10 protein-coding genes and 1 tRNA gene are annotated in these 13619 nt (G+C 60.3%); 3 read left to right on the top strand and 8 right to left on the bottom strand.

Annotated features, from left to right (window positions below; all coding sequences use genetic code 11):
* Positions 1-135 precede the first annotated feature (135 nt).
* The 6 genes from ABD837_RS09715 to ABD837_RS09690 all read right to left on the bottom strand — a co-directional run bounded on the left by ABD837_RS09715 (position 136) and on the right by ABD837_RS09690 (position 8196).
* On the bottom strand, positions 136-2193 hold the full coding sequence (locus ABD837_RS09715) for a cellulase family glycosylhydrolase (protein ID WP_345053474.1): 2058 nt from the start codon (positions 2191-2193) through the stop codon (positions 136-138).
* Positions 2194-2472: 279 nt separating this feature from the next.
* Positions 2473-2862, bottom strand: coding sequence for a glycoside hydrolase family 30 beta sandwich domain-containing protein (locus ABD837_RS09710; protein WP_345053472.1), 390 nt, complete (start codon positions 2860-2862; stop codon positions 2473-2475).
* 36 nt (positions 2863-2898) lie between these two features.
* Positions 2899-3918: a glycoside hydrolase family 30 protein gene (locus ABD837_RS09705; RefSeq protein ID WP_345053470.1), complete on the bottom strand. Its 1020-nt coding sequence runs from the start codon at positions 3916-3918 to the stop codon at positions 2899-2901.
* A 71-nt stretch (positions 3919-3989) separates the two neighbouring features.
* Positions 3990-5159 (bottom strand): T9SS type A sorting domain-containing protein, encoded by a 1170-nt coding sequence (locus ABD837_RS09700; RefSeq protein ID WP_345053467.1) that lies wholly within the window; start codon positions 5157-5159, stop codon positions 3990-3992.
* A 177-nt stretch (positions 5160-5336) separates the two neighbouring features.
* On the bottom strand, positions 5337-6779 hold the full coding sequence (locus ABD837_RS09695) for a glycoside hydrolase family 30 protein (protein ID WP_345053465.1): 1443 nt from the start codon (positions 6777-6779) through the stop codon (positions 5337-5339).
* A gap of 145 nt (positions 6780-6924) precedes the next feature.
* Positions 6925-8196, bottom strand: a complete 1272-nt coding sequence (locus ABD837_RS09690) for a sugar MFS transporter (protein ID WP_345053462.1) — start codon at positions 8194-8196, stop codon at positions 6925-6927.
* A 580-nt stretch (positions 8197-8776) separates the two neighbouring features.
* Here ABD837_RS09690 and ABD837_RS09685 point away from each other — a divergent pair.
* On the top strand, positions 8777-9811 hold the full coding sequence (locus tag ABD837_RS09685) for a LacI family DNA-binding transcriptional regulator (protein ID WP_345053458.1): 1035 nt from the start codon (positions 8777-8779) through the stop codon (positions 9809-9811).
* 161 nt (positions 9812-9972) lie between these two features.
* Here ABD837_RS09685 and ABD837_RS09680 read toward each other — a convergent pair.
* Positions 9973-10048, bottom strand: a tRNA-Asp gene (locus ABD837_RS09680).
* 399 nt (positions 10049-10447) lie between these two features.
* Here ABD837_RS09680 and dinB point away from each other — a divergent pair.
* Together dinB and ABD837_RS09670 are read left to right on the top strand one after the other, a co-directional pair.
* The gene (dinB, locus tag ABD837_RS09675; RefSeq protein ID WP_345053456.1) at positions 10448-11527 is read left to right on the top strand and encodes a DNA polymerase IV; all 1080 of its coding nucleotides are present in this window, start codon (positions 10448-10450) and stop codon (positions 11525-11527) included.
* A gap of 153 nt (positions 11528-11680) precedes the next feature.
* Positions 11681-12331, top strand: a complete 651-nt coding sequence (locus ABD837_RS09670) for a phosphatase PAP2 family protein (protein WP_345053453.1) — start codon at positions 11681-11683, stop codon at positions 12329-12331.
* Positions 12332-12377: 46 nt separating this feature from the next.
* On the opposite strand, the gene ABD837_RS09665 is transcribed toward ABD837_RS09670, so the two are convergent.
* Positions 12378-12914 (bottom strand): GNAT family N-acetyltransferase, encoded by a 537-nt coding sequence (locus ABD837_RS09665; protein ID WP_345053450.1) that lies wholly within the window; start codon positions 12912-12914, stop codon positions 12378-12380.
* Positions 12915-13619 lie beyond the last annotated feature (705 nt).

Genomic DNA, 13619 nt, shown 5'->3' with positions numbered 1-13619 from the left:
GGTCGCGTCTCTACACCGTGCGCGCAAATTCGCGTCGAGTAGAAGTGTTCAGGCAACAATAATCGCCATGCTGCGCTGCGTGACGTGCGTTTGCTCGTCTGCTTTTGAATGATTACTTGCATCATAAGCAGTCGATTACTGCTTGTTGATGTTGAATTCGGAATGGAAACTCGCGCCCGCGATTCGGACGACGTAGAGGCCGCTTTTTAGCCCGGAAATATCCACGGTATGCTGCCCGGCGGTGGCTTCGCAGGTCTGGGTCAGCACCTCGCGGCCGGTGGTGTCCACCACGGTCAGGCGGTGGGTTTTCACGCCGCTGGGCACCTCGTACGTCAGGGCGTTGAGGACGGGGTTGGGATAAAAGCCGACCGGCGCAGCCTTCGCTTTGCCGCTCGCCAGGGCCGTGCTGCCCACCACGCCAAACAGGAACTTCTCGGAAGCCGAAACCGCCGTTCGGGAGCAGCTCATGGCCTGGGTGCCGTTTTCGGATGACACGTAGCCGCCGGTGCTGCCGCGCAGCGAAATGGTGCCGTCGGGGTTGATAATCCAGTCGAACTGCTCGGTGGCCCCGGCCGTGGAGCGCGTGCAGGTCATCGCCTGGGTGCCGTTTTCCGACGACACGTACTGGTTTGTGACGCTGTTGCGCAGCGCCACTTTGCCGCTGCCGCTGGCTTCCACCGCAAACTGCTCCCAGGCTCCATACGCCGCCCGACTGCAGGTCATGGCCTGGTAGCCGCCCTCGCTCGATACGAACTTGTGGTTGCTCCCTTGCAGCCAGACCACGCGGTTGAGCGGCGCCACGGTGAGGCCCTGGTAGCTGCCGCCGTCGGGGTAGTTCACGATGCTGTTCTGGTTGGGGGCCAGGGCCGCGAGCGCGGTGTTGGGCACGGCGTTAGCAAACAGGATGTTGGTGAGCACCTGCGGCAGCCCGGCCGGCCCGTCCACGATGTAGGGTGGCGGAATGTGCATGAGCGCGGCGTTGTTGCCGCCATCGAAGCGCTTGTACGTCCAGTGGCACCAGCCGATGCTCACCGAATTGAGGTTGACGGCCGCGTCGTGCATCCAGGTGTCGGTGTTTTCGCCGGTTTCGCCCACCCAGATGGGCACGTTCCAGGTGGTGCGGAAGCGGGTGAGGTTGCCGATGGTGCGCAGGCTGTTGACGTTGTTGGGGTCGGTGCTGCCTACGTTGTTGTCCATCAGGTAGCCGGTGCCGCTGTAGCGGTGCGAGTTGTACACCAGGTTGGCCTGGTTGGTGAAGGTGTTTTTGGTGAGCTGGTTGAAATCGTTGCCAAAGCCGTTGCCTTCGAGCAGCAGCAGGTGGTTGTCGCCCTGGGCCCGCACGGCGTTGATGAGCCGTTCGGACAGGTCGTGAATCAGCTGGTTGCTGGGCACGCGGTTGGGCTCGTTTATCAGGTCGTACATGGCCACGCGGGCATCGTTCTTGTAGCGGGCGGCCAGCTTTTCCCACAGCCGCACCGTGATGTCCTGGTACACGGGCTGGTTCCACAAGTCCAGCGGCTGCAGGGCGTCGGCGATGTTCACGTCGGTGCCCTGCGAGCCGGGGGCGGCGTGCAGGTCGAACACCACGTACATGTTGTTGGCGGCGCACCAGGTCAGCACGTTGTCTATCAAGCGCAGAGCCTCCATGTTGGCCGGGTCCGTGAACAGCTGGTTGGCGGTATACCAGCTGCTGAGCGAGCTCACGTAACTGGCATACGTGGTGGTGCCGTGCAGCACGTTGTTGCGCACCGCACGTTGGGCCGGTGTCAGAAACAGGTCGTAGTGCAGCGGCAGGCGGATGCAGTTGAACCCCTTCGAGGCCAGAAAATCAATATCGGCTTTAGTGATGAAGTTGTTGCGGTAGCTCTGGTAAAAGGCCTCCACATCGGCGTCGCTCATGCCGGCCGCGTACAGCGTCTGCTTCACCGTGCCCTGGGTTTGCTTGCCGTTCACACCGCCCCAGCCCGGCTTGATGATGTAGCCTTCCTGCAAATGCCAACCGCCGAGGTTCACGCCGTTCAGCAGCACTTCCTGGTTGGCGGCGTTCACGATTTTGGGCCCGGCCGCGTGCAGAAAGCTCTGCGCCTGGGCCAGGATGGTTTGGTTCAACAGCAAGGCCAGAGCCAGCCAGTACCCGCAGGCGCGGGTGTTCCAACTAGTTGGCAGTAGGCAAAACAGCAAGCGGCGGCGCATAAGCAGCGGGGCTAAAATGGCGAAAGCAGCAACAGCCCAAGCAGCATCTCCATCAATGGCCGAGCCCGACAAATGTAGCCGCTACGCCTGCGCAAACGAGGCAAAAAAGCCGCTATTAGGCATGCCATAGGCCTTTTTGAGTTGTGCTCATACACTTAAGGCACACGATTGGTCGCGCCAAATTGGCCGCACGTTTATCCCGCGTGCCTAAGCTTGGCCGCCCCTATGCGTTAAAAAACAATTGAAAAATCCAGGCTTTCGCCTGGTACGGGCACTGGACTACCACACGTAGGTGCCGGCCGAGCCGCCGGCCAGCGCCGTGACCACGGTTTTGCCCTTGTATTCGATGTTGAATTGCGTCGGGGAGTTGCTGGTGTTCAGCACCAGCAGTACCTTTTTGCCGGCCGGGGTGCGGAAGGCCACGTTGGGCAGGGTGGCAGGCGAGTTGGTGTCGACGCGCACCGAGCCGGGGCGCACAAACTTGCTGGCGTGGGCCACCGTGTAGTAGGCCGGGTTGCGCGTCACGCTGCTGCCCGACACCGTAACCGCGCCTAGGCAGTCGTTGCAGCCGCCGTTTGTGTGCGGACCGTAGCCGGCGTCGTTGGCCAGGTTCCATTCGATTACGTTTTTGGCCCAGTTGCGCGTAGCCCCGATTTCGAGCTCGCGCACGTGGCCAGGGAAGTCGGTGATGAGGTTGCCGGGCGCCTACGTCCAGAACTCGGTGAAGTATACGCCTTTGCTGGGGTAGGCATTGTGCACCTGCGTCAGCGCGTCCGCCAGCGGCCCGCCGTAGTTGTGGAAGGCCGAGCCCTCGGCATAGGCCCGGGCCGTTGCGTCGCCAAGAACCGCCAGCGGGAAGTCGGTGCGGTCGGGGTTGTGGTCATAGGCAATGATTTTGGTGCGGATGCCCGCCGCGGCGAAGGCCGGCCCCACGTTGTTTTTGATGAAGTTGGTCTGCTGAGCTGCATCCATCAGCATACTCGGCTCGTTGCCGCCGTATAAGGGCTCATTCTGCAGCGTCACGGCGTCGATGGTTATGCCCTCGGCGGCCATTTGCTGAATGTATTTCACGAAGTAGCGCGCGTAGGCGTCGTAGTACTGGGGCAGCAAGGTGCCGCCTTTCGAAGAGTTGTTGCTCTTCATCCAGGAAGGGGCCGTCCAGGGCGAGCCCATGATTTTAATGTTGGGATTGATGGCCAGAATCTGCTTCAGCACCGGAATCAGGTCGGTGCGGTCGGGGGCCAGGCTGAACTGCGCCAGGCTCACGTCGCCGGGCACGTCATCATAGGTAAACACGTGGTCGCTGAGGTCGGAAGCCCCGATGCTCAGGCGCAGGTAGCTCACACCCAGCCAGGTGCTGTCGGTGGCAAATAGCTCACGCAGCAGGTCGGCCCGGCTGCTGGCGCTCATGCGGTTTATGACCGTGGCGCTGCCCCCGGTGAGGGCGTAGCCAAAGCCGTCCATCGTCTGGTAGGTACGGGCGGTGTCGAGGGTAATGGTGGAGTACGGGTTGGAGGTGGTGCCGAAGTTCAGCACGTTTTTCTGCTTGGCAAACAAGGCCGTCCGGTCGGTATTCGTGAGCCAGAAGGCTACCTGCGAAGGGCCGGTGGGCGTCACGACCACTGGCGGGGTGGGGTCGGGGGTATCGCCGCCTTTCTTGCCACAGCCGGCACCGGTCAGTAGTGCGGCCGATAAACACAAGTAAATGAACGAGTTATAATTCATGGCAGAATAGTAAGGGCACTAAAAAAACCGGTGGCCCAACTCAACAGCTGTGCCACCGGTTCACATTCAGGTTATTCCACCACCACGCGGCGGCTGGTGAGCTGGCTGCCCACCTGCAGTTTCACGAGGTAGCTGCCAACGGCCAGCTTCTGCAGCGGGGCCAGTTCGGCGGTGTGCAGGCCGGCGCCCTGGTCGGCGTTGAGCAGGTTCAGCACGCGCTGGCCCAGGGCGTTGTACACGTCCACGCTCACGGGCTGGGTGCCGCTGGCAATGGTGTAGCTCAGCCGGCTGGCGCTGGTGAGGGGGTTGGGGTAAGTAGTAGCGGCCAGGGCATCGGCCGTAGCGGCGCGGTTGCCCAGCACGCCCTGGCCCACGCGGTACGAGTAGAACTGGTTGCCGGGGATGGCGGTGAAGTCCGGGTCGATGCCGAGGGCCGTCGTCCGGCCCACAATCATCGGCAGCACATCGGCGTTGAAGCTTTTGAAGTCGTCGATGTAGGCCACCAAGGTTCTGAAGTCGCTGCCCGCGGCCGCGCCGCCCAGGTAGGACAGCGGTATCTCAATTTCCCAGCCCGTGCTGGTGTTAGCCGCCACGCTGCCCGTCGGGCCACTGGTCTTGTAGGCCGACTTTACCATAGCGGGGTCGTTGGCGTCCACGGTCACGCTGCCATCTTTTTTGCCCGCGCCCATGCCAATCTCAGGGTAGCCATTCTTGGTGGGGTCTGGGTTATTCACAATGGCGGGCACGGTATAGTCTACCCGGCTCAGATAGATAGCGCCGGGCTGGTCTCCCAGGGGCGAGGTGGTGCAGCGGAAGGCATAATCGGTCTCCATGTCGAGGGTCGGACGCTGGCGCAGCGACTCCCGGCCATCATTTCCGGTATTGTTGCTGCCGGGCAGCTTGGTGCGCGCCGCGATGCCGGTTTTGTTAGGCGCATCCAGGAAAAGCAGCAACGAATTGTAGCCGTATTCCTGGGGTATAGACGTAGGAACCGGGGAAATCTCGGCCGAGGCAACGACCATGATGTTCAGGGTGGTGGCCGTGGTGCCCATGTAGAGCGCCTTCAGGCCGCGGTCGGTGATGTTGTGCGCACCGGTGTAGGTGCCCACAAGCTGGTATTTGCCGGTGCCCGTGCCGACTTCGGCCGTCGACAGCGTGCCGTCGACCGTGAATTGAGCCTGCGCTCCAAGGGAACTGAGTGCCAACGCGGCGATGGCGGAAAGAGTAAAGTGATTTTTCATGGGAATTTGAAAAAAGAAAAAAGTGGGAATGGGAAAAAAGTGGGAGTTTGAAAAAGGGGGTGATTAGCAATCAGGGGTTGACAATCAGTATCTAACGGGCCTCTTTATTCTAAAGTTAGGCGTTTTTAAATTTCTGCAGCACCGACTATTTTACCACTTAATGTTAACCGTTAGAAATCACCAGGTATAGGTGCCTACTGCTCCAGCTGGCAGCATGGCCGCCACCTGACGACCGCCCTGCCGGATGTTGAAAGCCTGCGTGGCAGTGCCGTCGTTCAACACCACCAGCACGCGCTGGCCGGTTGGCGTGCGAAAGGCGACGTTGGGCAACTTATCAGGCAGCGTGGAGGCGATGCGCACCGAGCTGGGCCGCACAAACTTGCTGGCGTGGGCGATGATGTAGTAGGCTTCGTTGCGCGTGACCGTGTTGCCAGCCAGGGTGATGGCGCCCAGGCACTCGGTGCAGCCGCCGGGCGTGTGCGGGTTCTGCTGCGGGTCGGCGGCCAGGTTCCACTCCAGCACAGTGCGGGCCCAGTTGCGGGTAGCGCCAATTATCAGGGTTTTGGTGTGCCAGCGCAGGTTTTCATCAAACTTGCTCTTCGAACCCACCCACTGCTCGGTGAAGTATACATTCTTCTCCGGGTGCGCGTCGTGCACCTTGCTCAGCGCCTCGATGGGGCCGGCGTAGAGGTGGAAAGCCGAGCCGTCGACGTAGAAGGCAGCTGTCTCGTCGTTCAGCACCGTGAGCGGGTATTCGGGTTTGTCGGCGTTGTGGTCGTAGCAGATGATTTTGGTGTCGAGCTTGGCCTGCCGGAAAGCCGGGCCCAGGCTTTTGCCAATGAACGCGGCCTGCTCCCCGGCTGGCATCAGCAGGCTAGGGTTGTTGCCGGGGTGCAGCGGCTCGTTCTGCACCGTAATAGCATCAATGCGCACGCCGGCAGCCTTCATGCCTTCAATGTATCTCACGAAATACCGGGCGTAGGCGTCGTAGAACTCCGGCTTCAGGCTGCCGCCTTTCGACTCGCCATTGGTTTTCATCCAGGTCGGCGGCGACCACGGCGAGCCAAGGATTTTCAGCTTTGGGTTGATGGCCAAAATCTCTTTCAGCACCGGCAGCAAGTGCGGTTGGTCGGGCGCGAGGCTGAAATGGGCCAGCGTGGGGTCGGTTTGTCCGGCGGGCAGGTCGTCGTAGCTGAACACCCGGTCGTCGAGGTCCGAGGCGCCGATGCTCAGGCGCAGGTAGCTCACGCCAATATTGCGCCCGTCGGTTCCGAACAGCTCACGTAGCAGTTTGGCGCGCTCGGCGGGAGCCATCTGGTGCAGCAGTTGGGCACTGCCGCCCGTGAGGCAGTAGCCGAAGCCGTCGATGGTCTGGTAGGTTTTGGCCTCGTCGATTTCGATGGTCGGGTTGGCATTGGTGCCGGTCGCAAACTGCAGCGCACCCGCCTGGAACTGAAACAGCACCGTCTTATCGGCCGTGGTCAGCCAGTAGCTCACGCCCACACTCTTAGCCGCGCCTGGCTTGGACGCGCGCTGAGCCCGCACCCCAAGCGGGGCCGCAGCTAGCAGCATCAGCAGCAAGCCAGAAGCAAGGAAAAAACGGTGGGGTTTCAGGAGCATGAAGAAAACAAAAGCAACTTCTCAGAGAACGATGTAGAGACGCGACCCTTCGCGTCTCGGCGTTGAACGATGCTTGACAAACGATGCTGAATGGGGCATTCCCGGAGACGCGATGCGTCGCGTCTCTACATCGTTCTGGGCGGTCTTACGCCGCTACTTGGCGCACGTGGCCGCGCATGCCGTACCACACAATGTAGGCGTAGCACAGCACCGGCAGCGCCAGCGCCAGGCGCAACGAGCTGGCATCAGCCACCAGCCCGAACAGGGGAGGAATAACCGCACCGCCCACAATGGCCACGTTCAGCAGCCCGGAAGCTTCTTCGGTATGGCGGCCCAGGCCGGCCACGGCCAACGTAAAAATGGTGGAGAACATGATGGAGTTCATTAGGCCCACGGCCAATAGGCTCCACATAGCCATTTCGCCGGTAGTGCTAATTGAAATAATAACCAGCACAATGGCGCCAATGCCAGTCAAAGCCAAGAGTCGGCCCGGACGTATTCTATTCAGTAGAATTGCCCCGACGAATCGGCCTGCCATTGCTCCACCACCGTAAAAAGCTATTTTTTTGCCTGCCAGCTTGGGGGCCATGTTCATGACGTCGGACTGGCCTAAATAGCTCACAATGTGTGAGCCAATAGCTACTTCGGCCCCTACGTAAGCAAAAATACCTATCATGCCCAGCACTAAGTGGCGGTAGTTCCAAGCGCGGCGGCTGCCGTCGTCGGCAGGGTCGGGGGTGTGCGTTATAATTGGTAGCTTAATCAAGCTGAGCACACCGCTGATAAGAATAAGCACGCCCCCAATGCAGAGATAGGGCATCTGAACTGCCCGCACGTCGATGGCATCAGCCGCGCGGGCGGCGTCAAGGTCGGGCAGGTGTGAGAGGATAAGGGCTGCGCCAACCAAAGGAGCCACCGTTGTTCCTACAGAATTGAATGCCTGTGTTAAGCTGAGCCGAGATGGCGCCGATTCAGGCGGCCCCAATACTGCTACATAGGGATTGGCAGCAACTTGCAGCAGCACGATGCCGGTTGCCAGCACAAACAAAGCACCAAGAAACAAGCCATAGGAGTGACTATCGGCTGCTGGATAAAACAGAAAGCAGCCAACTGCAGCTATTAGAAAACCCAGCAGCATGCTGCCTTTGTATCCCAAGCGACTCACAACTTTGCCCGCTGGAATGCCCATTACGAAGTAGGCTCCGAAAAAGCAGAAATTAATCAAACCCGCTTTCGCATAACTAAGCTGGAAGATGGCTTTAAAGTACGGTATCAGAATATCGTTCAGGCAGGTGATGAAGCCGAACGAGAAGAACAGCACCGTAAGGGCCGAGAGGGCCGGGGCATAGCGCGGCGCGGTGGCGCCGGCCGGCAGAGCCGTCGAGGTAACAACTGGCGCGAAAGCGGGAGCAGCCATAAGAGGAAGGTGGGTGGGATGGAAAATGAAATAGAAAGACTGAACGTTAGGTCATCATACCGCGCGCTGCAACTTCACCACCTTGGAGCGGTTTCGGAGTAAGTATACCGTCCGAACGATGTAGGGGCGGAGAAGGCCACTGGTTGCACCGGGCAAATGTAGCCTTCACCCGCCCCGTAAAAAGGCAGAAAAAACGTTCTCAAACCATTCCAAAAGCCTTTGGCGGCAACTTTTGTACACTTACGGCACACGCGGAAGCTGGCCAAACGGGCCAAGCGGCTTGCCGCATGCGCGTGGCCAATTGGCTCTGCCCAACTTAAAAAACACGCAAAAAACTGCTAAGGCTCGGCCCCGCCGGCGCCCACCCGGCTGAGGAAGGGGCAAGGCCGAGAGAATTAACATCTGGGAAACAGGCAAAATCTGCTTGAGATGGGTATCCTGCTCCTAACTTAGCCCGAAATGGCCATCGCCCACTGCGAGTGCGGCCGGCCGACGCCGGAATGCGGGCCGGGAATGGGGTGGCGGCTCGCTGCCCACGAGGCAGGTAGCCGACCTTTTTTCACGTTAATTTTTCTGCAAGATGCAAACCCGCCGGGCTTCCCTGACCGATTTGGCCACGGCACTTCAGCTTTCGCCCTCCACGGTGTCGCGCGCGCTGGCCAACCATAAAGATGTGAGCGAGGCGACCAAGGTGCGCGTGCGCCAGCTGGCCGCCGAGCTGCATTACCAGCCCAACCAGCTGGCCGCTTCCCTGCGCCGGGGCCGCACCCACACCATTGGGGTGCTGGTGCCGCACATCACCGGCCACTTTTTTCCGCAGGTGCTCGACGGCATTGCCGCCGAGGCCAGCAAGGCCGGGTTCAGTGTGATGATTTTCCAATCCAATGAAAATGCGGCCCAGGAAAAGAAGAATATCGAGCTGCTGATGAATTCACAGGTAGAGGGCATTCTGGTGTCGCTGGCCAACACGACCACCGATTTCAGCCACTTCGAGCTGGCCCGGCAACACAACGTACCGCTGGTGTTTTTCGACCGCGTGCTCGACAATTTTCGGGGCGACAACGTGAGTGCCGTGATTCTCGACGACTACCAGGGCGCTTACCAGGTGGTGTCGCACCTCATCGAGCAGGGCTGCACCCGCATTGCCCACCTCACCGGCCCGCGCCAGCTCAACATCCACCGCAACCGCCACCAGGGCTACCGCGACGCCCTCACCGCCCATGGCCTCGACATCAACGAGGACTACATCGCGCAGTGCGAAATGAGCCAGCAGGGCGGCGCCCGGGCCATTGCCGAAATGCTGAAACTACCCCAGCGCCCCGACGCCGTGTTTGGCTCCAACGACCTGGCGGCGGCCGGCGCCATGCAGGTTATCAAGGCCCACGGGCTGCGCGTGCCGCACGACGTGGCGGTGGCGGGCTTCAGCAACGAGGCCTTCGCCACCCTCACCGAGCCCAACCTCACGTCGGTGGACCAGGGCTGCGAAACCATGGGCATTTCGGCCGTGCGCCTGCTCCAGAAAATCCTCAACCCCAACCCCGACCGCCTGGCCCAGCCCCGCAACGTGCTGCTCAAGCCAAAGCTAATTGTGCGGGAGTCGTCGCAGCGCCGCTAGTCCAAACATAAAAAGAGCGGCTGCCCACCCGGGCAGCCGCTCTTTTTATATAATGCTGTTTGATATTCTGGGTGAAGCAGGGGCCGGGTCGTACCGGGTAAACCCAGACCCAAACCTGGATAACGCAAAAAGTCCCGGCCGTTTGCACGACCGGGACTTAGCTGTAGAGAGAGGATTCGAACCTCTAATTGTACTAGCGAGATAGGCTAGCGCGTCTGCCAGTTCCGCCACCCCACATGGTTTGGTAATTCAAACATACCCAATTAATTGGCAATAAGCAAATATTTAATAAGATTATATTTGTGTTAACATTTGCTTAACGTACATAATTAGGGCATCAAGCGACTTGGCTAAAAATCTAAAAACCCGCTCTGCTGGCTGGAATCACATCTTCGGTTGCCCGGCCCACCACAATTCTCTCCGTCTGAATAAAGAGCCAAGTTAATGCCCAAAAAATGTGAAAACAAAACTGCGCCAGCCGGTGCCTCTGAAAAAAGTGCGTCGACACTAGCAATTGTTCGTCAGTGAATGTCAAGAGGATAGCTGCGCAAAGGTTAGCGCTAACGGGTGTTTGGGTGGCCGGCGCGCGAGGTAGGCCGGTATCTTTGCGGGCCGGCCCGACGCCGTTTTTTACCCGTGACTCCTGCTGCATTCCGCAAGATTATTCACCTCGACATGGACGCGTTCTACGCTTCGGTGGAGCAGCGCGACGCGCCCGAGCTGCGGGGCCGGCCGGTGGCGGTGGGCGGGGCCCGCGAGCGCGGCGTGGTAGCGGCGGCCAGCTACGAGGCCCGGCAGTATGGCGTGCGCTCGGCCATGCCTTCGGCTACGGCGCTGCGCAAGTGCCCCGAACTGGTGTTCGTGCCGCCGCGCTTTGCCGTGTACAAGGAAGTGTCGCGGCAGATTCACGCCATTTTTGCCGAGTACACGCCGCTCATCGAGCCGCTCTCGCTCGATGAGGCCTACCTCGACGTAACCGAGAACCTGCCGGGCATCGAATCAGCCACCCAGATTGCGCGCGAAATCAGAGCTAAAATATTGGTCGAAACCGGCCTGACGGCTTCGGCGGGTATTTCCTACAATAAGTTTCTGGCCAAGTTGGCTTCCGATTACCGCAAGCCCAACGGGCAGTTTGTGGTGCGCCCCGGCCAGGGGCTGGCCTTTGTAGAAGGGCTGGCAGTGGGCCAGTTTCACGGCATTGGGCCAGTGACGGCGGCACGCATGAACCAGCTGGGCGTGTTCACGGGAGCCGATTTGCGGGCCCAGCCGGTGGAGCTGCTCACCCGGCACTTTGGCAAAGCCGGGCGCTACTACCACGCCATTGCCCACGCCGAAGACCACCGGCCCGTGGTGCCCGACCGCGTGCGCAAGTCTGTGGGCTCGGAAAATACCTTCGCCCAGGACCTGCACGAGCTGCCCGAGCTGCTGGCGGCCCTGCCGCCGCTGCTGGCCGACGTGTGGGCCTACTGCGAACGCACCGGCGCGCGGGGCCGCACCGTCACGCTCAAAGTCAAGTTTGCTGATTTTCAGCAAATCACGCGCAGCCGCAGCGGCGTAGGGCCCGTGCCCAATGCCGCCACGCTGGCCCGCTTCAGCCACGAACTGGTGGAAGGCCTGCTGCCCTTGCCCAAAGGCGTGCGTTTGCTGGGCATCACGCTCTCGAACCTGGAAGCCGGTACCGAAGGAGCCGGCCAGCAGCTGAAGCTGGCGTTGTAAGGATGCATGGCGTCTTTTTTTGTGCGGGGGCGTATTGTTCAGTACGCAGCACCGGAGGGCATTACCCCGGGGTACCGGCTCCCGATGAGTGCTCTTACGGCAGCTTCCCGCTTTAAAACATTACTTGCCATCTTCTCACGTGTCCCTTTTAGCATGATTTTGCCTTTGCCTGTCGAAGCCAAGCCGCTGCCAAGTTCGCGGGGGCTGTGGCTGGTTTTGTTAAGCGCGGGCATGGTTGCTCTGGGGTTGGCTTTTGAAGTGGTGCGCGCCGGTAATTTGCCCTGGGATGCGCCCATCCTTGATTACTGGCACCGCCACTCCACCCCCACACTCGATAGGGTCGCCGTCTTCCTGACCGTTGTGGGCAATACCGGGCCGATGGTGAGCCTCGGAGTGCTGGTGTGGCTGGGGTTGCTACTGCTGCGACAAGTCCGGCCGGCGTGGGTGTTTTTCGCGGCGGTGGGCGGGTCGATGGTGCTCACCCAGATTATTAAACGGCTGGTGGCGCGGCCCCGGCCGGCCCTGTGGGCCAGCATCCGGCCCGAGCATACGTTCAGCTTCCCCAGCGGGCACGCCATGGATACGGCGGCAATTGCGGCAGCGCTGGTGTTCTTGGTGTGGGGCAGCCGCCGTTGCGGCTGGGTATTGTGGCTGGCACCGCTGTTCTCCTTAGCCGTGGGCTGGGCGCGCCTGTACCTGGGCGTACACAACCCATCGGATGTGCTGGCGGGTTGGGCAGCGGCTGTGGCTTGGGTAGCAGTGGTGCAATTAGCGGCGCGGCCCAAACGGGCCTTGGCCAGCTGAAACAGCCGGGTGCCTCGCTGCCCCGGGCCCGCTACTGGCCGCGGCGCTACGCTCGCTCAGGCGCTTCGGCCTCGTACCAGATGCAGGGCACGCCTTCTACCAAAAAACGCGGCCCCTGGCGCATGCCAATTTTGGCCAGAATGCGACGCGACGCCACGTTGTGCCAGTCGGCGTAGGCGCAGATGCGCGGCAGGCGCAAGGTTTCAAACCCGTATTCGAGCCAGGCGCGGGCCGTCTCGAAACCGTAGCCCTGGCTCCAGAAACGCGGAATGAAGCGGTAGCCCAGGTCGTAGAAGTTGGTTTCGCCATTGATGGGGCCGGCGACCAGCTTCAGCCCAGCCCAGCCCATGAATTCGCCGGTTTCGCGCAACACCACGGCCCAACGGCCAATGCCGTTTTCTTCGTACTGCTTCCGAATGTATTCGATGAGGGCCGTGCTCTGGGCCGGCTCACTCACCATTTGCCCACCAATGCCGCCCAGGTAGCGGTGCACGGCCGGGTCGGAGTCGAGTTCGAACATGCCGGCCGTATCATCGGCAGTAAGCGGGCGAAAGTGCAGGCGAGCGGAATCGAAGGGTTGCATAGAAGAGGAGCACGAGCTTCAGCCGGTGCCGGATACGAACGACGCACCAGCAGCCGAGGCTGCAAGGTGCTACAAAATTACCGCGTCAGAACCGACCCTGGTGCTGGCCATGGTTGCAAGGTGTTTCGGCTGCAATGGCTTGCGGCGGTTGCACTATGCTAACTAAGAAATAAGCTGTCATAAGGTATCCTGCTGGGGAATAGCTGATTTTCATGACACTTGGTGCCCAGGCCTGTACACGCCTATGGCTTTTATCATCGGTCCGGAGCTAAGTATTCCCAACGATTTTTTCGCTTTATCTGTCAGTAAAGTATGCCCCGCGTATCGCTCACCCGGTACCGATTGCACCAGTGCTATGCGCCGCCCAAACGGGTTGGAGCCTGGCGGGCCATCCTCGGCCCACTGGGCGAATGATGGCGCAGAAAGGAGCATTAGCGAAGCCAGTGCCCCGATGGAAACGCGCAAAAAAAACATTCATAAACAATCTGTCGGAGGGAGGTAGCAAGTTACAGCCAGGGCCTACAAGGCCAGCAGCGAAACGTTGCGGTGCAGGAAGCCGCCATTAATGATGTGTACATGTATTCTCAAGAAATAAAGAATACATGTACAGAACCTGAAGTAGGGTTGTACAACTATTTTCAAAAAATAGAAAACAGTTGTACAGGTTTCTACGGGTCGGTTCGCTAACTTCTCACCGCAAACCCA

This window comes from Hymenobacter glaciei (assembly GCF_039539585.1).
Lineage (GTDB): Bacteria > Bacteroidota > Bacteroidia > Cytophagales > Hymenobacteraceae > Hymenobacter > Hymenobacter glaciei.
The sequence above is the reverse complement of the archived record's forward strand: the minus strand, read 5'-3'. Positions and strand labels throughout refer to the sequence as shown.